Genomic DNA, 22,080 nt, shown 5'->3' on the forward strand with positions numbered 1-22,080 from the left:
GCAGCACGTCCCGTACGGCGATCGGCTGGATGCGGGTGCTCACCCAGCGCGGGGTGACCATGACCGGCAGGCGCTCGGTGAGGTAGCGCAGCATCTCGAAGCTCGCGGAGCCCGAGCCGATGATGACGGCCGCGCGCAGGACGGCGGTCGGCACGCCCGAGTCGAGGAGGATGCGGCCGACCTCGGTGCGGGAGCGCAGATGCGGGGAGAGGCGCGACTCCGGCACACCGGCGGGGGTGAGTCCGCCGAGGTAGACGAGGCGGCGGACCCCGGCCCGGCGTGCCTGCTCGCCGAAGACGCGGGCCGCGGCACGGTCGGTCCGTTCGAAGTCGCCTCCGGTGCCGAGGGCGTGTACGAGGTAGTAGGCGACGTCCGCTCCGGCCATCGCCCGCGCCACCGACCCGGCGTCGGTGACGTCGCCCCGGACGATCTCCACCCGGTCCGCCCACGGGTGGTCGCGCAGCTTGCTCGGCGTGCGGACCAGGCAGCGCACCCGGTGGCCGGCGTCCAGAAGTTCCGGCACCAGCCGCCCGCCGATGTAGCCGCTCGCGCCGGTCACGAGACAGGTCGAGGCGGCACGCCCCTCCGGTCCCTTCCCGCTCCGTCCCCTGGCTCGTTCGTCGCCCATGTCGCTGTCCCAGCCCGCCCGTCGTCCGCCGCGGAGTCGTCGCATCCGCCTTCCCGGACCTCTACCGTGCGGGCGGCCCGGCCGGATGCGCCCGGCGCGTGCGGCGGCCGGGTGACGCGGCCGCGGCACGGCGGCCGCACCGGCTCGGAATCGCCCCCCATGCCGATGCCGTCCCGCATGCCGATGACGTTCGGGGAACGCACGTCATGTGCCGTTGGACGAAGGGACATGACGGTCATGACTCTCCCCCTGGCAGCACCCGGTGGTGGCCCCGGCCTGCCCGTGTGGGGGCAGGTGGCGTTCGTCGTGGTCGCCGTGCTCGTCGGGGTCTTCGTCGTGACGGGACTTCTCCGCAAACGGCGCAGGTGAAGCCAGGGGAGGGCGGCGCCCCCGTGGCCGGGCGAGAGCCCGCCCTCGGGGGGGCGTCGTGTCACTCCTCGTCGCGCAGCCGGGCCGCCAAGGAGGTCAGTGGTTCGGTCTCCCCGGTGTGGCCCAGGGCGGTCAGGCGGGAGACCGCCGCGTCGAGGCGGGTGAGGGCGGGGGCGGGGCGTTCCAGGTAGATGCCCTCCACCGCGCCCGCGAGGCGGACGCATTCGGCCCACTCGCCGGCGCGGTCGTCCTCCGGTCCCGGCTCGCCGAGCAGGGCGAGAGCCTTGTCCAGGGCGGCCAGTGCGTCCTCGTACGCGCCGGCGTAGGCGTTGACCCGCCCGTGTTCGTAGGCCAGGGCGGTGTCCAGGGAACGGCCGTGGGCCTCGTAACCGGCGGCGCGGGCCTCGTCGGCGATGCGGCCGGCGTCGTCGAGGTGCGCGAGGGCGTCCGGCAGGCCGTCGGGGCCCTGCTTCTGGGCCTGGAGGCGGGCGAGCTCGCGCAGACTGTTGCTGAGATGCTCGTAGCGCGGGACCTCGGCGTGGGCGGCGAGCGCCTGACCGACGGCTTCGCGGGCCCTGCCGAACTCGCCGGACTCGCCGAGGAGTACGGCCGTCTCCGCGGCGATCATGGCGTGGCTGCCCCGGTCGTCCTCCCAGCCGGCCGACTCGGCCGCGAGGGCGACGAACTCCGCCGTGGCGGCCTTGAGGTCCTCCCCCGTGTGCAGCGCGCGGGCGCGGGTCAGGCGCAGCTGGGCCACCAGCCGGTCGTCGACCTCTCCGGCGGTGACGTCCGGTTCGGCCAGGACGGAGTCGAGCAGGGCGATGCAGTCCTCGACGCGGCCCAGGTCGAGGCTCAGCTGGGCGGCGTTGCCGTAGGTGCAGAACGCGTCCGTCCGGCTGCCGCGGCGAAGGTCCTGCTCCGCGGAGCGCGTCAGGTGCCGCAGTGCCTCGTCGGGGCGGCCCAGGTGCATGCAGGCCTGGGCCAGATCGCCGTGGAGGCGGGCGGTGTCGACGGTGTCTGCGGGCCAGTCCGCGGCCCGTCGCAGGCCCTCGGTGAGGTCGGCGTGCGCGGACTGCGCGTCCTGGAGGCCGAGCTGGAGCCGGCCGCGCAGCCCGAGCGTGCGGGGCAGGTGCCAGGCGGGGCCGTGCGCCTTCAGCCGGTCGAGGAGGGCGTCGATCTCGGTGACCGCGGCGGGCAGGTCGCCGGAGATGGCGTAGGTGCTGGCCCGCAGCAGGAGGGCACCGGAGATCTGTGTGTCGACGCCGTGCCGGGTGGCGAAGGTGTGCAGCAGTTCCACCTCGGCGAGGACAGGTGCGACGTGCTCCTCGCTCCCCGAGGTCTGCAGGCGCAGGGCGAGCGCGGTCGCGCGCAGCCGCAGCAGGCGGGCCTCCTGGTACGGGGCGAGGCCGGGCGTCTCCTCGTGCAGGTGGACCATGGACGCGTGGGCGGCGGTCAGCGCGGCGGCCTTCGCCTCGGCCGCGTCGGCGCCCTCCGTGGCGATCTCGGCGGTGGCGAGCAGGGCGCCTGCCCGGGCGAGTGCCGCGTGAGCCGGCTCTCCGGCGTCGTCGTACAGGGCCGCGGCCTCCTCGTGGAGGGCGGCGGCGTCGGCGAACTCGTCCTTCTCCCCCGCCCGGCCCGCCTCGTCCGCCAGCAGGTCCGCGCGCAGCTGTACGAGGGGGCCGACGGCCGGGTCGTCGGGGTGGGTGTAGTCACGGGCGGCGACGAGGGAGCGCAGCCGTGTCCAGCAGGCAGGCGCGTCCGGGTGCCCCTGCTCCTCCAACGCGCGTGCCCGCAGGATGAGTTCGGGCAGGGCGTCGGGGACGGTGGCGGCCGTAGGGGCGGCGGGTGCGGTGACCGGGGTGGCCGGGGTCACGTCGTCGAGTGTGCGGGTGCGCAGGGTCAGTTCCAGCGCGTCCAGGAGCGGGGCACGGTCGAGGCGGGCCTTGCGGCGGTCGGTGTGGGCGGTGGTGCCGTTGCGCTCGTCGAAGCGGGCCGCGAGGTCGTCGGCGCGGGTCCGCACCTCGGCGCGCAGGCCGGCCACCGTCCAGGTACGGCCCGCGTATCCGGCGGCGGGCAGTTCGCCGTGGCCGAGGAGTTCGACCCGCTGGAGGAGGACCTCCACGCCGGTGAGGAAGTCGCACAGGTCCAGCGGCGAGTCGACCTCGTCGAACAGGCCTCGGTTCTCGGCGAGCAGTTCCAGGCCGCGGGCCTCGTTGCCGGTGAGCGCGCAGAACTCGAGGTGCCGGCCGACCTCCCCGGACATCGAGGGGTTGCGGCGGCAGCCGCGGTAGCCGACGAGGTGCAGTTCGCGTGCCTGGTCGGTGCGGCCGGTGCGCAGCAGCGGCAGCAGGGCGTACGAGAGGGAGCGGGCCGGCTCCTCCTGGCAGGACTCCTTTCCGGCCAGGACGGGCTCCCAGGCGCGCAGTGCCCGCTCGTCGTCGCCCGCCGTGAGGTGGTACAGGGCGCGCTCGCAGATCTCGCAGGCCTCGCAGTCGCTGAGCCGGGTGCGGGTGCGGCCCGCCCACAGCTCGTAGGCGAGGGTGGTGTCCTCACCGATGTGCGAGGCGAGCTGGTACGCCTGGCTGTAGTAGGGCTGGAGGCCCAGGCCGGCCTTCTCGTACCGGTCGCGCATCTCGGTCAGCCACTGGCGCATGCCGGCGAGCGGTACCTCGGGCAGCGCGCGCAGGGCGTTGGCCACCCACTTGAACCGCCAGAACAGCATGTGGCGCAGGCGCTCGTCGAAGACGCCGGGCTGCTCGTCGAAGAGGGTCAGGAGGCGGGCGAAGACGACGGGCGACTTCCGGGGTTCGGAGCCGTAGGTGTACGCCTCCTGGAGTTCGAGGAGCGCGTGGATGAGCGGGACGGGCTCGTCGAACTGTTCGGCGGCGTCGACGAGTTCCTCGGCGGTGACGGTGCGGGTGCGGCCGTAGGGGCGCCGGTCGTTCTCCTGGAGCGCCTGGTACAGCTCGTCGGTGGTCTGGGGTGCGGTCGTCGGCATCGTCAGCTGTCCTTGCGGAGGGCGTGGGCGAGGAGGTCGAGGAAGGAGCGGTTGATGAGGCTCGACTCGGCGGGCCTGAGGGGGCGCCGGGACAGCATCGCGGCTTGCCCGTAGAGGGCTTCGGCGCTGGTGCGGGCCAGTTCGGGTTCGTCGATGGTGACGGCGGTGCGGACCAGCGGGTTGAGCTGGTTGAGGATCAGCTGGGCGCGGGGTGCTTCCTGGCGCAGTGCGCCGAGGATGTCGCCCCACAGGCCGCCTTCCTGCTCCCGGGCGAGCTGGGAGCGGGTGCGCTCGTGACGGGCCTCGCGGCTGTCGACGAGGAGGGCGGGGGCGGAGGCGGGCTGGAAGGTGCGCAGCGCGACGTCGCAGTCGAAGACGGCGAGGGCGTCGCGGGCCTGGGCGAGGTAGGCCGCGGCGGCCAGTTCCGTCTCCCGGTCCACGGGGTCGAGGTGGGCGGTGAGGGTCGCGGGGTCGAGGTCGGCGACGCTCGCCTCGGGCCTGATCTCGGGCAGTCGGTGGACCAGTTCACGGTCGTAGGTGTAGCCGCCGTTGACGACGCCGAGCCCGGCTGCCGAGGCGATCGCGGCGACCTGCCGGAACTCCTCCACGCTCGATGTCACGAGCACGGTGCGGTGGGTGCGGGCGAACTCGTCGAGGGTGGTGTGCCCGTCGGTGGTCTCGAACGGCAGCCAGGGCAGCAGCATCCGCAGGATCTCGTCGTCGTGCACCGCCAGCGACTTCACGGCCAGGTGGTGGGCCTGGAGGAAGCGGCCCAGCAGATCGGGGTCGCTGGCGGCGGCCCGGGCGATCCAGTCGCGCAGCCGCTCGGCGAGTGCGTCGCGGACGGCGGCGAGGGTGTCGTCCTCGTACAGGGACTCCCGGGAGGCGGTCGGCCGCAGGCTTTCGGCGTCGACGAAGCAGCGGACGAAGAACGCCCAGTCGGGCAGGATCTCCTCGGCCTGCTCGGACAGCAGCATGCCCTTGACGTGGACGCGGTGGCCGTGGCGGCGTCCGGCCGGTACCGCCTCGGGCAGGACGCACGCGATGCCCTTGAGGCCGACGGCCGGCAGGTTCAGCTCGATGGTGGCCAGCGGCGTGAAGCCGAAGACCTCCTCGCCGTACGCGGCCAGCGCGCGGGAACGGGCTCCCGGTGTGGGGTACGTACGCGCCCAGGGGGCGGGCTCGGGGTTGACGGATACGCCCGGTCCGTCCACGCGGGCGGTAGCGCCCCGGCCGCCGGTGCCGTCGTCGAAGGTCACCGGGTGGCGCAGGAGGGAGCCGAAGTGCCGGGCCAGGGCGTGCACCTGGGCCGGGCGGGTCCACTCGCCCGCGTCGGCGCGGGGCGTCAGCGTGACGGTGGTGCCGGGCCGGGGACGGGCGGAGGCGGGCAGGGTGCGGATGGAGTAGCTGCCGTCGCCGCGTCCCCGCCATTCCACGGCGGGTGCGTCGGGGGTGCGGGCGGAGCGGCTCAGGACGTGGATCTCGTCCGCGACCAGGAAGCAGGAGAGCAGACCGATGCCGAACTGGCCGATGAAGTCACCGCGTTGCTCGGCTATGCGGTCGGCGCGCTTGCTGCTGCGGCCGATGGTGGCGAGAAAGGTGTGGACGTCGGCCTCGGTGAGACCGACTCCGTCGTCCTCGACGCGGACGACCGACCCGTCGGCGTACAGGCGGACGCCGAAGGCGTCGGCGGGGGCGGCCGGTTCGAGGGTGTGCCGGGCGGTGAGCGCGTCGACCGCGTTCTGCATCAGTTCACGCAGGTAGACGCGGGGGCTGGAGTAGAGGTGGTGGGAGAGGAGATCGACGAGGCCGCGCAGGTCCACCTGGAAGGTGCGGTCGGCGCCGGCCGGGGTCGTGGCGGTGTCGGGCAGAGTCATCGGGCAGTCCGGAGTGGGAGGAAGGACGGGTGGCGGGGCCGGAAGGTGCTCAGGCGCGGCGGTGTCTGCGTGCGAACTGCTTCTCGGGCTCTGCGAAGTAGGTCCAGGGCCACTTGGTGTAGGCGCCGTCCAGCGTCTGGAAGACGCGCCGGACCGTGTGTCGTTCTCCGGCCAGCGACAGGGCCATGGCGAACATGTTGAAGTCGTGCTGCCAGCCCGGGCGCCACACGTAGGCGGGATGGAGGATGCTGTGGTCCGCCGCCTCCCGCAGCTGTGCCTGGATCTCGGAGGTCGCGAGGTAGTCCCCCCGGTCCGACTCGACCCACTCCTCGATGTACGCCATGGCGATCACGCAGCCGAGGCGGTGTCCGTGCGGGGCGCGGGCGAACGCCTCCTGGGCGAAGGTCAGGGCCTGCCCCGGCTTGCCTCCCCAGCGGGGCTGCAGCTGCGACAGCCGCTCGAGGTGGGTCTCCAGGTCCAGCGGGTCGCGGCGCAGAGCGGCCTCGAACCGGGTCTCGTTGATGGCGGGGCCGAGCGACATGCCGCGGCCGGAGGTGAGGAGGTGGCGCCACGGTGTGACCCATTCCGGCCGCAGCTCGGCGGCTTCGAGCAGCTGCTCCTCGGCCAGGCCGAGCCGTTCGTGGAAGATCCGCCACTGTTCCTGGGTGACGTTCACGGCCAGGTCGGCGGTGCGCGCCTCCCAGCCCCAGCTGATGTGGCGCGCCCCGGATATCAGCAGGGCCGTCGCCCGGTGCTCCTTGTCCTCCTCGACGGCCCGGCCGATCCAGTCCTGCACTCCGTCCAGGTCGGCGAGCTCCCCCAGGACCAGGTGGTCACGGCCGAGGTCGAAGGGCGCGAGGGCCGTCTTGGCGGCCTCCCAGTCACCCGCGTCGGCCGCCTCCACCAGCGCGAGCACCCGGGCGTCGCCGAGCGCGCGCAGCGTGTACATCCCGTTCTTCTGCCGTTGTGGGACGGGAAGGACGTGCGGATCCGCCGCGGGTCTCTCCGCTCCCCTGCCGAACAGCCTGTTGAACATGCCGCGCCCTCCCCTGGTCCCGCGTGATCTTCGGGTGCAGCATAAACGGCACCACCGACAGCGCTTCCACAGGGTTTTCACTGCTGCTTCACGAGTCCGGTTCGGCGCCCTGGGGGTACTCGACGGTTCCTCACCTGCCCCACGGACCGACGACCCGTGGTCGGCGAACCGGCCGGGGGCCGGCCGAAAGGGGGAATGGATGTCAGTCGACCTGGTCGGGTTTCTCGGTGTGGTGCTGGTGGCGTATGCGGTCCCCGGTCCGGACTTCCTCGTGGTGGTGAGGTCGGCGGCCGAGGATCCCGCACGGGGGCGGGCCGCGGCGCTCGGGGCTCAGGCCGGGCTGTGTGTGCACATGCTCGCCGCCGCCGTCGGGCTGTCGCTGATCGTCACCCGCTCGCCCGTGGTCTACGACGCTGTCAAGCTGCTCGGCGCGCTCTACTTGGTTTGCTTGGGTGTTAGGGCCGTGCTGGCGGCTCGGCGGAAGGCAGCCGGCACCGGCGGGCCGGAGGGCGGCCTTCCGCCGGGGGCCACGGTGGACAGGACAGGCGACGGCCGCGGGCGGGCCGGCTTCAGCCAGGGCTTCTTCACCAACGTGTTCAATCCCAAGGCCGCGCTGTTCTTCATCAGCGTCCTGCCGCAGTTCGTCGACGGCAGCGGTTCGACAGCACGGCAGATCTTCTTCCTCGGCACCCTGGACGTCCTCATCGGGATCGTCTACTGGTTCGCCCTCGTCACCGTCGCCGCGCGGCTACGCACTCTCCTCGTCCGCCCGAAGGTCCGCCACCGGTGGGAACTGACAACCGGCTGGCTGTTCATCGCCATCGGCGTCGGGGTCGCCGCGGCTCCCTGAGCGCCTCACGGCGGATCAGCCGCCGCGTGTGAAGACCTTGTCGCGGGTGGAGCCGGTGGAGCACAGCTTCTTCTCCTCGGTCGTCATCTTGCGGGACTTGACCACGACCGCGCTGTGTTTGCCGTCCGTGCCGTTCGGGGCCGGGCCGGTGACCACGTCGGGGACGAACCAGTAGTAGTGGCCCCACTTCGGGTCGTCGTAGTGGGTCTGCCACGTGCCTGATATCCGCTGCATCACCTGGGAGCGGGAGATCCAGCCCGCTTCTCCCGGCTTCACGTTCACGGTGAAGGAACTCGTCTCGGTGTGCGAGCTCTGCCAGGTGTAGTTGTACGTCGCGGTCACACTGGCCGTGATGATGCCTTCGATGCCTGCGCCCACGGTGACCGAGCCGCCCACCGAGTGGGAGGAGCCCACGGTGTCGGCCCATGACATCGACTGGGACGCGGCCGAGTCGGTGCAGTTGAAGAGAAGGTCGGAGACCTGACGGGGCTCACCGAGGTAGGCCTCGCCGATCTGCGGGGAGTTGAAGCTGCACTTGCCCTCCCCGGAAGAGCAGTCGGCCATGAGCTGTTCCGCGGTGGGCTGTTCCTCGGCCGCTGCGGGCACAGCCGCCGCGATCATGCCGAGTGCGGTCGCCGTCAACGCCAGCGTGCGGCCGCCGTACCGCAGGGCGCGGTTCGTCGTCATCGTTGGTGCCTCTCACCATTGCGTGGGGGGACGGTGACCGCACCCCCCTGGTACAGGAGGGTGTGCAGTCACCGCGTGGTGCCAACGAGGCTCACGTAAACCGCAGCCCAACTACACCAAGGAACAGCAAAGTTGTAATTGATTACCAGAACTTGTGCACGGTCAACGGACACCGGACACCGGCACCGCGAGCAGATGGCGGTACCGGTGGCCCAGGCGGTCAGTCGAGGGGATCGAGTGTGAGGTAGGCCTGGCGCGGGCTGCCGTCGTGGACGAGCGACTCGTGGTGACCGACGTCGTCGAAGGCGAATGCGTACGCCTTGCCGTCGACGGTCTGTGCGTGGATCTTGCGCGCGTAGTGGTTGGTGACGTTGTCCTTGTAGAAGGAGTCGGCCCCGGAGTCCGGCTGGTTGGGGTTGACCAGCAGGGTGGAGCGGTTGAAGCCGGCGCACAGGGTGCGCGAGATCGGGCCGCGTACCTGGTCGTTGGGGGCGTCGAGCTTCCGGTGACAGCCGAAGATCGAGGCGGCGTCCGGTTTCTCGAAGCTGGTGACCGTGGCGCCGGAGCTGTTGGTGAAGTTCATGACGCCGCCGGAGACCCGGCCGTAGTACTTGGTGCCGGGCTGGTCGGCGAAGGGTGTGACCGTCAGGGGCGAGGTGGAGTACTTCTGCCAGACGCGGTTGACGTAGTCGTCCATGACGGTGGCGGGCAGTGCGCCGGTCTCCACTCCGTACAGCGGCGACAAGGCGCGCAGTACGGTGCCGTCGGCGCGGGTCTGGATCAGGTTGGCCCAGCCACCGGGCTGTCCTCTGAGAGCGTTGAAGAAGCCGGTGTATCCGCCGGGCTTGAGCCGGCCGGTGCTCGCGGTGCTGCCGTCGGCTCGTTGCACTCCCACCGCGTACGGCACGGAGAACATGTCGACCTGTGTGCTGTTGATCCACAGGCCCGAGTCGTTGAGTGTGTACTCCGACCAGTTGAACAGGATGTTGCGGTTGGGGTCCGCCGGGTTCTGCACGGCGGGCTGGACCAGGCCTCCGGTGGTCAGCTTGAAGACCAGTTTCTGGCCGTAGGAGAAGTACACGCGGCCGGAGAACTTCGGCATGCGGATCGTGGTCGACTGGCCTGCCGCCGGGCCCGGGATGGATGCGTCGGGGGCAGGGGTCGGCGGGTTTCCGCCCGCAGGCCAGGGGTGGAAGGTGCCGCCCGCGTCGGCCCAGCCCTGCCGGCCGGTCGACAGTTCCGTGCCGAGGTTGTAGATGTACACCTGCTCGCCGCGTGCCGAGTTGTTGGTGATTTTCAGGGGGATCGTCGCCGGGACGGCGGCGTGGGCCGGCGCACTCGCTCCGATGGCGAGAAGAGAGCCGGTCAGGGCCGTCGCGAGGGACAACCCCACTGCCGCGGCACGGCGCCTGAGGATCCGTAACATGCTCTGTCTCCGTTCGACGGTCGGCCGATTCGGGCAGCTCTGAGAGCGCTCTCAGACTGACCGCTTTGGTCCGGACCTGTCAATGAGGGGGGCGACACCGATGCGTGCCGCCCCTCCCGGCGTCAGCTGTCGAGGGCCCTGCGGACCTCGTCACGCAGGAGACCCACGTAGTCCCGGGTCCAGCCCTCGACCGTGGCGTGGTCCCAGAGGTCGGCCGAGTACTCCACGAAGCCCCGCAGTTCGTCCCCGGCCGGGACCAGTCCGAAGGTGAGTTCCGTGCGGGACGCGGCGGGGGCCAGATCCTCTATCGCCGTGGTCAGCCCGGGCAGTTCGACCTCGGCGTCCAGAGAGCTCTGGTACGCGAAGCCGACGTCGAGCCGGTCCGGCACCTCGACGCCTGTACGCTCCCGCAGCGCGGGGGCGATCCGGCGCACCGGCACGGCCCGGTCCATGCACTCCACCGCGGTACGGGCGATCCGGTCCGTCAGGGCGATGAAGGAACCTTCCGCTCCGTCTCGCACCGGCAGGGCGAAGCCGGTGATCGTGCAGGCCAGCAGGGACTCGAACGCACGACGCTCACGGTTGGCGTAGGAGATGTTGAACATGACGTCGGCCTGCCCGGACTTCCGCGCGAGCATCCGGCCGAGGGCCGCCGCCGTGACCACGAACGGCGTCGTGCCCCGTTGCCTCGCCAGACGTTCCACCGAGGCCCGCACGTCGGCCGGCACGGAGAACATCACGGCACCGCCCCGGCCGCTCGGTTTCTCCGGCCGGGGCCGGTCCAGGGGCAGGCCTACGGTGAACGGCACTCCGTCCAGCTCGCGCAGCCAGAACCGCAGCTTGTCCTCGTCGGCCGCCGAGTCCGCCTGCTCCCGCTGCCACCGGGCGTACTCCACGGGCTGGCACCGTACGGGTGGAAGGGCGTGCGGGATGCCCCGCAGGGCGGAGCCGTAGAGTGCGGCCAGTTCCTTCAGGAGCAGGCTGACCGACCATCCGTCGCAGGCGGAGTGGTGCAGGACCAGGAGCAGGACCCAGGTGCTCTCGCCGGTGCGCAGGAGGCGCACGGCCATCGGTCTCCCGCGCGTGGGGTCGATCGGTGTCTCGGTGGCCTCGGCGCCGGCCCGTTCCAGGGCGGTCCGCCGCTCGTGCGGGGGCCGCGTGGTGAGGTCCTCGACCGGCAGCTCCACCGGCCCGGGCCTCAGCACCTGCTGCTCCCAGCCGTCCCCGCCGCGGGCCAGGCGGGTCCGCAGCCCCTCGTGCCGGTCGACCAGCCGGGTCAGGGCGGTGCGCAGGGCCGATACGTCCAGGCTGCCGGTGAGGGTGATCCGCAGCGCGACGTTGAAGACCTGGGGAAGAGGGTGGTCGGCGTGTACCGCCGCGAAACGGGACTGCTGTGCGGTGGCGGGCGCCCGGCGTTCCGTCGTGCCGGGTCCCTCGCCGGCCTCAGGTGCGGGTACCGGCTCCGTCTCGCTCACCGAGGAGGCCAGTCGGGCCGTCATGGCCCGCAGCGTCGGGTCCTGGTAGAAGCTCAGCATCGGGTACTCGGTGCCGAACTCCTCCCGGACCTGGTTGACCAGCCGCATCGCGGTGATCGAGTGGCCGCCCAGGTCGAAGAAGGAGGCGTCGGCCGCGATGCCGTCGGGGTCGCCGCCGAACTCGGCGGCCCACAGTTTCCGTACGCGCCGTTCGATGTCCGTGTGGTGACCGGCAGCGGGCTCACGGCCGCCGGTGGCGTCCGGAACGTGCCTCGGCGGCGTCGTGACGAGGTCGGGTGCGGGCAGCGCTGATCGGTCCAGCTTGCCGTTGTCCGTCGTGGGGAGGGCGGGCAGGATCCGCCAGGCGCGTGGCACCAGGTACTCCGGAAGCCGGGCGGCCAGTTCCTCGGCCATCAGGTCGGCGAACGCCTGCCGGTCGTCGGCCGCCGGGCCGATCGGGTCGGCCGGGACGGCGTAGGCCGCGAGGTACGCCTCGCCACGGTCGTTGCGGCGGGCCGGCACGGCCGCCTCACGCACCCCGTCCAGGGAGTTGAGTACCCGGGAGACCTCCTCCGGTTCGACCCGGAAGCCGCGGATCTTCACCTGGTCGTCGACCCGTCCACAAAATTCCAGTGTCCCGTCGTCGTTCCAGCGGACCAGGTCACCGGTGCGGTATCGGCGGGCGTCCGGGCCACCGTCCGGATCCGGCAGGAAGCGCTCCTGCGCGAGTTCCGGGCGGTGCAGATAGCCGAGTGCCACGCCGGGGCCGCCGACGTACAGCTCCCCCACCGTGCCGACCGGCACCGGGGCGCCGGACGCGTCGAGCACGCTCAGTCTCACGTTGTCGACCGGACGCCCGATCGCGATCGCCCGGGCGGGGTCCTCGCCCGGCAGGACGGTGTGCGTGGTGCACAGCACGGTGACCTCGGTAGGTCCGTACACGTTCACCGTCTCGTACGGCGCCTCGGGCCTCGGCCGGGTGCGCAGCACGTCGCCGCCGAGCAGCAGGTGACGAAGCGGCGGCTGTTCGGCCGGGGGCAGGCGGAGCACTTGTTCGCCCAGGGCGGTGGGCAGGATCGAGAAGGTGACGTCCTGCTCGGCGTACCACCGGGCCAGGGCCTGCGGATCCCTGCGCAGTTCCTCGTCGGCGATCACGACCGACGCGCCCGCGGTCAGGGCCGGCCAGATCTCCAGGAGTGAGGCGTCGAAGCTCTGGCTGCACACGACGGCGCTGCGGCCGGCCGGGGTGAGGGCGAAGCGCCGGTGCTGCCACTCGCACAGGTCGACGACGCCGCGGTGCGCCACCACGACGCCCTTGGGTACGCCGGTGCTGCCCGAGGTGTAGAGGACGCAGCACGGGGACTGGGCGACGGCGTCGGGTCCGGCTCCGCGCCGGCGTGGTGCGGTGGCGTCGGGCGGTACGACGGTCACGTGGCCGGGCAGCTTCAGGGCGGCCGCCTCCTCGTGGCGCGACACCAGCGTCCGGGCCCCGCACTCGGCGATGACCTGCTCGGCGCGCGCCCCGCCGAGAACGGGATCGAGCGGGACGTAGGCGCGGCCCGTCTTGAGCACGGCGAGCATGGCGACGACCAGGTCGGCGGAGCGCGGCAGCCAGAGGGCCACGGCCTCGTCGCCGCCTTCGGTGTGCTGTTCCCGCAGGGCGTCGGCCAAGTGCTCGGCGCGCTCGTCCAGTTCGCGGTAGGTCAGTCGGCTGTCGCCGCTGATCACCGCCGTGCTGTCCGGCCGCGCGGCTGCCTGTCGGGCGAAGAGGGCGTGGACGGTGCTGTCCGCGGGCGGCCGGGAAGGGCCCTGCTGCCAGGACCGCGGCACGGGGTCGCCCCCGGCCGCTGTCTGGACGGCCGCGGGCGCGAGTCGTGACAGGGGCGCCTCGGGTGTGTCGACCGCGGCCGTGAGCAGGTCCCGGAAGGTGGCGAAGAACCCGTCGACGGTGTGCTGGTCGAACAGGTCGGTGTTGTACTCCAGATGGCAGCGGATGCCCTGCGGCTGGTCGGTGAAGTAGACGGTGAGGTCCGTGAGGGCCTTGTCCGGGCCGGTGTCCAGCGGTGTGGCCTCGATGCCGGGCAGGTCGAAGCGGAACGGTTCGGCCCGCTGGAACTCGGCGAAGGCCTGGAACACCGGTGTCCGGTCGACCGCCCTGGCCGGGGCGAGCGCGCGGACCACCGTCTCGAAGGGCACACGCGCGTGGTCGTACGCGTCGAGGGCGACCGTGCGCACCCGCTCCAGCAGCGCGGTGAACGCGGGGTCGCCGGACAGGTCGAGGCGCAGGGCGAGGGTGTTCACGAAGAAACCGAGCAGGTGCTCGGCGCGTTCGGGACGGTCCGAGATCGGGCTGCCGACGACGAGGTCCGTCTGCCCGGTGACGCGGTGCAGCATCGCCGCGTATCCGGCGAGCAGGGTCATGAACAGGGTGCTGCGGCGGGTGCGGCTCAACTCTCGCAGATGCTGGGAGAGTTCCGGGTCGAGGGTGTGGAAGACCGCCCGGCCGCCTGAGGTCATCAGCGAGGGGCGCGGCCGGTCGGTGGGCAGCGCGAGGACGGGCAGCTCGCCGCCGAGGGTGCGGCGCCAGTAGTCGAGGTCCTCGGCTGTCCCGGAGTCGTTCGCGGCCTGTTCCCTGGCGTGGTCGGCGTAGCTCCAGGTGAGGGCCGGGAGATCGGGGGCGACGCCGTCGCGTTCGGCCCGGTAGAGGGCTGACAGGTCGCGGGCGAGGACGGTGGCGGAGGCAGCGTCGACCACGATGTGGTGGAGGGACAGGACGAGGACGTGCTCCGCCTCGGCGCACCTGACCAGTCGGGTGACGAACAACGGGCCGTCCGCCAGGTCGAAGCGGCGTGCGCTCTCGGCCGACAGGACGTCCTGGAGTATGGCCCGAGGGCTGCCGGTGGCGTCCACGAGCTCGAAGTCGGGCTCGGCGGAGGCCCGCACCACCTGCCGGGGCTCGCCCGCCACCTCCCGGAAGACCGTGCGCAGGCCCTCGTGCCGGGCGACGAGCCCGCGCAGCCCCGCGCGCAGGGCGGTCACGTCCAGGGGGCCGTCGAGGCGGATCGCCTTGATCTCGTTGTAGGCGGTGCGACCCGGGAGCAACCGCTCGAGGAACCAGATCCGTTCCTGTCCGGGCGACAAGGGGGCGTCGATGACGGCGGGTTCGGCTGGTGGACCCGCCGGGCTCGTGGACACGGATGCCGCCGTGCCGGCAGGGACCGGACGGCCGTAGTGGCGGCGCAGCGTGTCGAGGCGTGGGAGGCCCGCGCGCAGCTCGTCCGCCGCGACACCGAAGTCGACGAGCGCCACGATCTCGTCCGCCCCCGCCGCTGTCACCGCGTCCACCACCGGGCGGACGCTGTCCGCCGTGCCGATCAGGGCGCGCTGGTCGCAGTAGCGGCCGTAGGCGCGGCGGAACACGGTCTCCAGGTCGTCCTCGCTCAGGGCCGCCAGGTCGACGCTGTGCCCGAGGCTGTTGGTGACGCCGCTGAACAGGGACAGGGACGCGCGCATGTAGCGGGAGAGTGGTTCGAACGCCTCCGCCCGCGCGGTGTCGTGGTCCTCGGCGAGGTAGGTGTGCAGCAGGACGGCCACCCGGCCGGTGTCCGGATCCAGTCCGTGCCGGGTCCGGGCGCTGCGGTAGCGGGCGATGTTCTCCTGGAGCTGTTCGACGGTCTGGGTCATCAGGTTGGTGACGATGCCCAGGTCGTGGCGGGCGGCCAGTTCGTACGAGGCGGGGTTGCCGACGACGGCGGTGTACATGGGCGGAGCGTCCTGCACCGGCCGTGGGAAGAGCCGCAGGTCGGCCTCCCCGTCACCCGTGGTGCGGCGCACCGCGTCACCGCGCCAGAACTTCCTTACCTCCGACAGCTGTTCGTACATCAACTCCTTGTGCCGGCCGAACCGGTCGGGGAAGAAGGCGAAGTCCTTGGAGCTCCAGCCGCTGGCGACGCCGATGCCGACGCGCCCGCCGGAGAGGTTGTCGACCATCGACCACTCCTCGGCGACCCGGATCGGGTCGTGCAGGGGCAGGACGACGGAGCCCGCGTTGAGGCGGATGCGCCCGGTCTCACGGGACAGCGCGGCCGCCAGCACCGCCGGGTTGGGGAAGAGGCCGCCGAAGGAGTGGAAGTGGCGCTCCGGCATCCAGAGCGCGTGGAAGCCGTGCCGGTCGGCGAAGCGGGCGACGTCCATGAGGAGTTCGTACTGGCCCTCGCGGGGTGCCGGGTTGCTGCCCTGGGGGTAGTCGCCGAAGAAGTAGACACTGAAGTCGGGTGTGCGCGGGGCGATTTCCTTTACGGGTGCCGTGCGGGGTGCGGTGACTGCCGCGGCGTTCCACGCCATTGCGGCCACCGGGGCGGGTGCCGGGGCCGCCACCGGGGCGGGAGCCGGGGCGAGTGCCGGCTGCGGGGGCACGGACGCGACCTGAACCGGTTTCGCCGACGCCGTCTTCGGGGCGACGGGCCGCGTGCCCGGGAAGAAGCCCGCCGACCGCAGCTCGCGCAGCGAGTCCCGCACGGCGTCGGCGACGAACTCGACGTCACCGTCCGAGTGGGCCGTGGAGAGGAAGAAGTTGCGCCACTCCCAGACGTGCACGCCGCGCAGCATCAGGTGGTGGTAGAGGAGCTCCATGTCGGCGCGGTGCTCGAAGCGGAACTGGGAGCCGAAGTGGGTCATCCGCAGCGGGTACTCCTCGGCCTCGAAGAAGCCGTTGAGCGTCGCGGCCAGTTCGGCGGTGCGCGCGTTGAGGCGCTCCTGGAGGTGCGGGCTGTGCTCCTTGAGGTGGGTCAGTACGGCGCGGGCGGCGACCATCGACACGGGGTGCTGGAGGTAGGTGCCGCCGAAGAAGGTGGTGTCGGCGGGCGGGTAGCTGTCGTCCCCGTACGACCAGTAGCCGCCGTCGACGCCGTCCATGATGTCGGCCCGGCCCGCGATCGCGCCGATGGGGAAGCCACCGCCGAGCAGTTTGCCGTAGGTGGCGAGGTCGGGGGTGACGCCGTACAGCTCCTGCGCGCCGCGCGGGGCCGGGCGGAAGCCGGTCAGCATCTCGTCGAAGAGCAGGACGATGCCGTGGCGGCGGGTCAGTTCCCGTAGCTTGCGGACGAACTCGGCAGGCTGGAGCGAGGGGTGTCTGCTCTGCACGGGCTCCACGACGACCGCGGCGATGTCGTCGGCGTGCCGGGCGATCGTCTCCAGGGCGGTGTCGCTGCCGTAGTCGAGCACCAGCAGATCGGAGACGGCGGCCTGCGGGATGCCTCGGGAGACGGGAACGGTGATGTGCTCGGCCCCGCCGGCCGAGGAGCCGCCGCCCGAGGCCCGGCCCAGGACGTTGTCGGCATGGCCGTGGTAGGCGCCCAGGAAGGTGACGATCTTGTCGCGGCCGGTGGCGGCGCGGGCGAGGCGGATGGCCGCCGAGTTCGCCTCCGTGCCGGAGTTGGCGAAGGCCACCCGTTCGAACCCGGTGAGTTCGGCGAGGAGTTCCGCCGCCTCGCCGGTCTCGATGGCGCGGGGACCGAGCTGGATGCCGCGGGACAGGTGCTCGCGCACGGCTTCGCTGACGAAGTCCGGCTCGTGACCGAAGAGGAGGACGCCGAAGCCCATGGTGATGTCGACGTACTCGTTGCCGTCGACGTCCTCCAGCCGGGCCCCGCTCGCGCGGCGGCCCGCGATCGGGTACAGCATCTCCTTGGTGCCGCTGCGGAAGCCGACGACGGCGCGGCTGTCGGCCAGGACCCGGCGGTAGCGCTGGGCGATCCGCTTGGAGGTCGGGGTGCGGGCGGTGTAGCGGCGGACGAGGTCGTCCAGGTGTGTCTGCTGGGAGCGCGGCGAAGCGTCCCGCACCATGCCGGAGCTCCGGGCGACCGTCACCCGGGGGCCGTGCACGCGCGCCGGCTCCGCGGCGGGCGTGCCGGTGCCGGCCTTCATCTGCTCGGTGATGCGCCGGGAGAGGTCGGCCATCGCCGCCAGGTCCTGGTCCAGGGCGGCGGATATGCCGCTCAGGCGGGTCACTTGGCCACCGCGCCGTTGAGCCGGTCTGTCGCCGTGGCGGTCTGGAGGGCGAGCAACTGGGAGAGCTGGGACATCATCTGCAGCTGTATCTGGGACAGCTGGTGGATCTTGTGCGCGAGGTCCTCCAGTTCCTCGCGGGTCGCGTACTCGGGGGTGGACGCGGCGGCTGGGACGGGCTCGGGAGCGGGCACAGGTGCGGGTGCGGGTGCGGGTGCGGCGGTGGCGGGCTCGGGCGCGGGTTCGGTGGCCGCGGACGACTGCGGTACGGCCTGCGAGGGCTGCTCCGGTATCCGGGCGGCGATGAATTCCGCGAGTCTGCGCGGCGTGCCCGTCTCGTCGAACAGCTGCCGCATCGTCACTTTGACCTGGTGCTTCTGCTCCAGCTCCCGCAGCACACTGATCATCTGCAGCGAGTCGGCGCCGAGGTCGAAGAAGGACGCGTCCGCGGCGATCGCGGACGGATTCTCACCGAGGTGCCGGGCGGTCGCTTCGACGATGCTGTGGAGTACGCGTGCGACCGCTGCCTCTTGCTGCGCCACTTCTGTTCCCTTCCTCGCTGCTGATCTCGTGCTCAGGGGCGTCAACCGGGGCCCCGTCCAGTGGTCCTGGTGCTGGAACCGGTATCCGGGCAGCGGGACCCGTCTGCCTCCGCTGCCGGCCAGGAGTACGTCCCAGCCGACCTCCGCTCCGGCGCAGTGCAGTCCCGCGGCCGCGCCCCAGAGGGCGCCGAGCCCGGTGCCGCGTCGCAGGGACGGCAGGGCCCGTACGCCGGGCAGCGCCCGGCGGGCCAGTCCGCTGAGGGTGGTGTGCGGCCCGATCTCGAGGAGCACGTCGGGCTGCTGCGCCGCGACGGCGCGCAGCGCCTCGTCGTAGCGGACGGGCTCGCGGGTGTGCCGTAGGAGGTGGTCGGGGTCCGGGAACCAGCCGGGCGGGCGGGTCACCCCGTCCAGTGCGCTGACGAACGGGACCCGCACGGGCCGGAACTCCACGTCGTCCAGGACCTTCCGGAACTCCTCCAGCACGGGTTCCATCAGGGCGGTGTGGAAGGCACGGGTCACGGGCAGCCGCTGCCCCGGGGTGCCGCGGTCGTCCAGCAGGGCGCACGCCCGGTCCACGGCGGCGACGGACCCGGCGAGGACCTGGGCGCGGTCCCCGTTGGTCACGGCCGCCTCCAGTCCGGGCACCTCGGCGGCCAGGGCCAGGGCGGCGGCCCGGTCGATCGGCGCGGCCACCATCGCGCCCGGCGCGCACCGCTGCTGCATCAGCCGTCCGCGCTCGGCGGTGAGACGCACACCGTCCTCGAGCGACAGGGCTCCGGCCGCGTACAGCGCGGCGTACTCGCCGACGCTGTGCCCGGTGACGGCGGTCGGTTCGACACCGGCGTCGTGCCACAGCCGGACGAGTGCGCACTGCAGGGCGAACAACGCGGGCTGCGCCACGTCCGTGTCCGGTCCGTCCTCCCGCGGCTTCTCCCCCGCTGCCCCCGCTGCCCCCGCTGCCTCCGGTGAGTCCGGTGAGTCCGGTGAGTCCGCCGCACGCAGCGCGGTGAGCAGCGAGTCGCCGGTGCGGCCGCGGTAGTGGTGCTCGCAGGTGTCGAGCACCTCGCGCACGGCGGGGAAACGCGCGTAGAGCGCGGCGGCCGTGCCGGGGTACTGGCTGCCCTGGCCGGTGAACTGGAACACCACGCGCGGGGCGCCTTCCCTGGGGCTCGTCCCCGCGGTCACCGTCGCTCCGGCGGTTCCGGCGAGCCAGGCGTCGAGGGCGTCGGCGAGAGCCTCCGGGGTGGAGCCGCGGGCGGCGAGCCGGTGGCGGCCGTGGGTACGGCCGAGGGCCGCGGTGGTGACGAGGTCCGCCGGGTGCGGTGCGGGAGGCCGGCGTAACCGGTCGCGGAAGGCACCGGCGTTGTCGGCGAGGGCCTGTGGGCTGCTGCCCGAGATCAGCAGCACGTCCGGCGGGGAGGCCGCGCCGGTCCTGGGCGCCGGTTCGGGGGCCTCCTCCAGGATCAGGTGGACGTTGGTGCCCCCTACGCCGAGCGAGGTGAGGCCGGCTCGGCGGGGCTCGTCGCTCGCCGGCCAGGGCCGCGCTGTCCTGGGGATGTAGAAGGGGCTGTGGTCGAGGTCGAGGAGCGGGTTGGGTGCGCTGAAGTTCGCCATCGGCGGGATCACGCCGTGCCGCAGGACGAGCAGGGTCTTGACCAGGCCGGCGAGTCCGGAGGCGGCGTCGAGGTGGCCGATGTTGGCCTTCGTCGAGCCGAGGGCGCAGTAGCCGTCGCGGTCGGTGTCCTCGCGGTAGGCGCGACAGGCGCCGTCGAACTCGATCGGGTCGCCCTTGAGCGTGCCGGTGCCGTGGGTCTCCAGGTAGCCGATGGTGTCCGCGCCGACGCCGGCGCGTCGCAGGGCCTGGCGGATGGCCGCGTGCTGGCCCTGGGCGCTCGGGGCGGTGAAGGCGGTCTTGCCGGCTCCGTCGTTGGTGATGCCCCAGCCCCGGACGACGCCGTGGACGGTGTCCCCGTCGGCGACGGCCCGGGCCAGCCGTTTCAGTACGACGGCCAGGACGCCCGTGCCTCCCACGGTGCCGTCGGCGCCGGCGTCGAAGGCCCGCAGGCGCCCGGACCTGGAGAGGATCGAGCCCTTGACGTGGCGGTAGCCCAGGACCTGCGGCACGTGGACGGCGGTGGCGCCGACGAGCGCGATGTCGCAGTCGCCCATGAGCAGCGACTGCGCGGCCGACTGCACGCCGACGAGGGAACTGGAGCAGCCCGTCTGGAGGTTGACGGCGGGGCCGGTCAGGCCGAGCCGGTAGGCGACACGGGTGGCCGTGAAGTCGGCGTGGTTGCCGACCGTGATCTGCATGCCCGCCGTCCAGTCGGCGACGGCCTGGCTGGGCAGGACGTTGTTGAGGAGGTAGTGCTGGAAGGTGTACAGGTGGTATCCGGTGCTGGCGTAGACGCCGACGCGGGTGCCGTCCCGTTCGTCCGGATACCCGGCGTTCTCCAGGGCGTGCTGCGCGCATTCCAGGAACATGCGGTGCTGCGGATCGGTGAGCCGGGCCTCGCGGGCGCTCATCGCGAAGTGCTGGGCATCAAAGCCGGCGATGTCGTCCAGTACTCCGGAGGCTCCGACGAAGTCCTCCGCCCCGTACTCCTCCGCGGGGACACCGACGGCGGCCAGTTCCTCGTCGGTGAAGCGGGTGATGACGTCGGTGCCGTCCCGGACGATCCGCCAGAACTCCTCGGGGGTGTCGGCGCCGGGCAGCCGGAAGGCCATGCCGATGACGGCCATCCGCGGGTCGGGATCGGTGGTGCTCATCAGCCGCGTCCCTCCGTCACCGGTTCGTCGCGGCCGGCCGGTTCCTCCGCGGGCGGGGCCGGTCTGGTCCTGCCCCGGACGACCAGCAGCAGGAGCAGGGCCGCGCACAGGACGATGGCGAGGCCGTGGAAGGCGGCCACCACCTGGAGCGGTGAGAAGGTCTCCAGGAGCGCGCCGCTCACCAGCATGCCGAGGCCGAAGCCGGTGTTCTCGGCCGAGGCGGAGAGCCCGAAGAGGCGGCCGCGCTGCTCGTCGGGGGCGGTCTGCAGCCTCGACACGTAGACGATCTCGGTGAATCCGTCGGCGGCTCCGGCCACGAGCGCGGCGATGACGGCGGGGACGGTCGGCAGCCCGCTGAAGACCGCGATGAACCCGGCCGACATCACACAGGCGCCGAGCGCGAAGGCCCGCTCCCCCGGTGTCCGCCCGGTCTTCCTGGTGACCCGGCCGATCACCTGCTGGGCGACGATGTTGCCGATGGCCCAGGTGGCCCAGAACTGGCTGATGAACGTGGCCGGATGTGCGGGGTCGAGGCTGCTGGAGTAGAGGGGGAGGGCGACATTGTGGGACGAGGAACCCAGCCCGTCGACCGCCCGGATGGCGATCATCGCCATCAGCAGCGGTGCCGTGCCCAGCAGGATCCGGGCCGTCAGGCGCGCGGGGTCCGGGGCCTTCGCGGAGCCACCGCCCGCGGCGGCCGCGGCCGCCCTGGTGCGGACCGGCAGCAGGAACATCACCGTCGCGGAGACGAGGAAGGACGCGGCGTCCAGTGCGAACGCGGCGGAGTAGCCGAGGTGCGCCACGACCAGCCCCGAGGAGGCGAAGCCGGCGATCATGGCGAGCGAACGTCCGGTCACCAGCAGGGCGTTGGCCCTGACCCGGTGCTCGGCGCCGACGATCTCGGGGATGCTGCTGCGCAGAGCGACCTGGGAGAGCGTCGAGCAGCCGCCCGTGACCACGGCCAGGGCGTACAGCAGGCCGACACGCACGCCGTCGGGGGCGAGCAGCAGTGTCAGCAGTGCCACGGCCTGGCACAGGTCGGCGCCGACCATCAGGCGCTTGCGGTCGTAGAGCGAGACGAGCCGGCCACTCACCCAGCCCGACACGACGTTCGTCGCCAGGCGGACGGCCATGAAGAGGCCGGCCGCCAGTGCGCTGCCGGTGGCGTCGTAGACGAAGACGTTCAGCGCCACCATGTTCAGGTAACTGCCGTACGCCGAGATGCCGTTGCCCAGGACGAGCAGACGGAAGTACCTCATGCACCTTCCCCAGGGTCTGCATGAAGGGTGTGACCGGTGTGGGACCGGGCCTGCCCGGCCCGCCTGCTCAGTGGTGAGACAAGGTCCGGGCGGGTGGCGGGCCCAGCACGGAAACCATTCCCCCCAAAGGCCGCCGGGCGGCGGCCAGTGGTCCGCAA

Annotated in this window: 11 protein-coding genes; 2 read left to right on the forward strand and 9 right to left on the reverse strand. The window is 72.4% G+C overall.

Features of this window, described 5'->3' with window-relative positions:
- Positions 1 to 628 (reverse strand): NAD(P)H-binding protein (locus tag SSQG_RS00820; RefSeq protein WP_167545806.1); only part of this gene is annotated, 628 nt, incomplete at its 3' end.
- A gap of 237 nt (positions 629 to 865) precedes the next feature.
- Between SSQG_RS00820 and SSQG_RS43360 the strand changes: the two genes are divergently transcribed.
- Positions 866 to 997, forward strand: coding sequence for a hypothetical protein (locus tag SSQG_RS43360; RefSeq protein WP_276327064.1), 132 nt, complete (start codon positions 866 to 868; stop codon positions 995 to 997).
- A 61-nt stretch (positions 998 to 1,058) separates the two neighbouring features.
- On the opposite strand, the gene SSQG_RS00825 is transcribed toward SSQG_RS43360, so the two are convergent.
- Genes SSQG_RS00825 through SSQG_RS00835 form a run of 3 tightly spaced genes read right to left on the reverse strand, consistent with a single transcriptional unit; the run spans position 1,059 to position 6,908 of the window.
- The gene (locus SSQG_RS00825; RefSeq protein ID WP_003987742.1) at positions 1,059 to 3,995 is read right to left on the reverse strand and encodes a hypothetical protein; all 2,937 of its coding nucleotides are present in this window, start codon (positions 3,993 to 3,995) and stop codon (positions 1,059 to 1,061) included.
- A gap of 2 nt (positions 3,996 to 3,997) precedes the next feature.
- Positions 3,998 to 5,872: an HSP90 family protein gene (locus SSQG_RS00830; RefSeq protein WP_003987743.1), complete on the reverse strand. Its 1,875-nt coding sequence runs from the start codon at positions 5,870 to 5,872 to the stop codon at positions 3,998 to 4,000.
- 49 nt (positions 5,873 to 5,921) lie between these two features.
- The gene (locus SSQG_RS00835; protein WP_003987744.1) at positions 5,922 to 6,908 is read right to left on the reverse strand and encodes a hypothetical protein; all 987 of its coding nucleotides are present in this window, start codon (positions 6,906 to 6,908) and stop codon (positions 5,922 to 5,924) included.
- 199 nt (positions 6,909 to 7,107) lie between these two features.
- Between SSQG_RS00835 and SSQG_RS00840 the strand changes: the two genes are divergently transcribed.
- Entirely contained in the window at positions 7,108 to 7,758 is a 651-nt protein-coding gene (locus tag SSQG_RS00840; protein ID WP_003987745.1) for a LysE family translocator, read from the forward strand.
- Positions 7,759 to 7,773: 15 nt separating this feature from the next.
- On the opposite strand, the gene SSQG_RS00845 is transcribed toward SSQG_RS00840, so the two are convergent.
- The 5 genes from SSQG_RS00845 to SSQG_RS00865 form a co-directional block, all read right to left on the reverse strand.
- Complete coding sequence (locus SSQG_RS00845) at positions 7,774 to 8,445, reverse strand: ETX/MTX2 family pore-forming toxin (RefSeq protein ID WP_039931715.1); 672 nt, start codon at positions 8,443 to 8,445, stop codon at positions 7,774 to 7,776.
- A gap of 220 nt (positions 8,446 to 8,665) precedes the next feature.
- Entirely contained in the window at positions 8,666 to 9,871 is a 1,206-nt protein-coding gene (locus SSQG_RS00850; RefSeq protein ID WP_003987747.1) for a glycoside hydrolase family 64 protein, read from the reverse strand.
- Positions 9,872 to 9,993: 122 nt separating this feature from the next.
- Positions 9,994 to 17,355, reverse strand: a complete 7,362-nt coding sequence (locus tag SSQG_RS00855; RefSeq protein ID WP_003987748.1) for a non-ribosomal peptide synthetase — start codon at positions 17,353 to 17,355, stop codon at positions 9,994 to 9,996.
- The gene (locus SSQG_RS00860; protein ID WP_003987749.1) at positions 17,352 to 20,663 is read right to left on the reverse strand and encodes a type I polyketide synthase; all 3,312 of its coding nucleotides are present in this window, start codon (positions 20,661 to 20,663) and stop codon (positions 17,352 to 17,354) included. The genes SSQG_RS00855 and SSQG_RS00860 overlap by 4 nt, the downstream gene beginning before the upstream one ends.
- Positions 20,663 to 21,922: an MFS transporter gene (locus tag SSQG_RS00865; RefSeq protein ID WP_003987750.1), complete on the reverse strand. Its 1,260-nt coding sequence runs from the start codon at positions 21,920 to 21,922 to the stop codon at positions 20,663 to 20,665. Before SSQG_RS00865 ends, SSQG_RS00860 begins: the two co-directional genes overlap by 1 nt.
- Between the last annotated feature and the right edge of the window lie 158 nt (positions 21,923 to 22,080).

The sequence above is a fragment of the Streptomyces viridochromogenes DSM 40736 genome (genome assembly GCF_000158955.1).
Lineage (GTDB): Bacteria > Actinomycetota > Actinomycetes > Streptomycetales > Streptomycetaceae > Streptomyces > Streptomyces venetus.

Coding starts and splice junctions, on each gene's coding strand:
- SSQG_RS00835 (WP_003987744.1), bottom strand. CDS start 6,908: ATGTTCAACAGGCTGTTCGGCAGGGGAGCGGAGAGACCCGCGGCGGAT.
- SSQG_RS43360 (WP_276327064.1), top strand. CDS start 866: ATGACTCTCCCCCTGGCAGCACCCGGTGGTGGCCCCGGCCTGCCCGTG.
- SSQG_RS00845 (WP_039931715.1), bottom strand. CDS start 8,445: ATGACGACGAACCGCGCCCTGCGGTACGGCGGCCGCACGCTGGCGTTG.
- SSQG_RS00865 (WP_003987750.1), bottom strand. CDS start 21,922: ATGAGGTACTTCCGTCTGCTCGTCCTGGGCAACGGCATCTCGGCGTAC.
- SSQG_RS00840 (WP_003987745.1), top strand. CDS start 7,108: ATGTCAGTCGACCTGGTCGGGTTTCTCGGTGTGGTGCTGGTGGCGTAT.
- SSQG_RS00825 (WP_003987742.1), bottom strand. CDS start 3,995: ATGCCGACGACCGCACCCCAGACCACCGACGAGCTGTACCAGGCGCTC.
- SSQG_RS00860 (WP_003987749.1), bottom strand. CDS start 20,663: ATGAGCACCACCGATCCCGACCCGCGGATGGCCGTCATCGGCATGGCC.
- SSQG_RS00830 (WP_003987743.1), bottom strand. CDS start 5,872: ATGACTCTGCCCGACACCGCCACGACCCCGGCCGGCGCCGACCGCACC.
- SSQG_RS00850 (WP_003987747.1), bottom strand. CDS start 9,871: ATGTTACGGATCCTCAGGCGCCGTGCCGCGGCAGTGGGGTTGTCCCTC.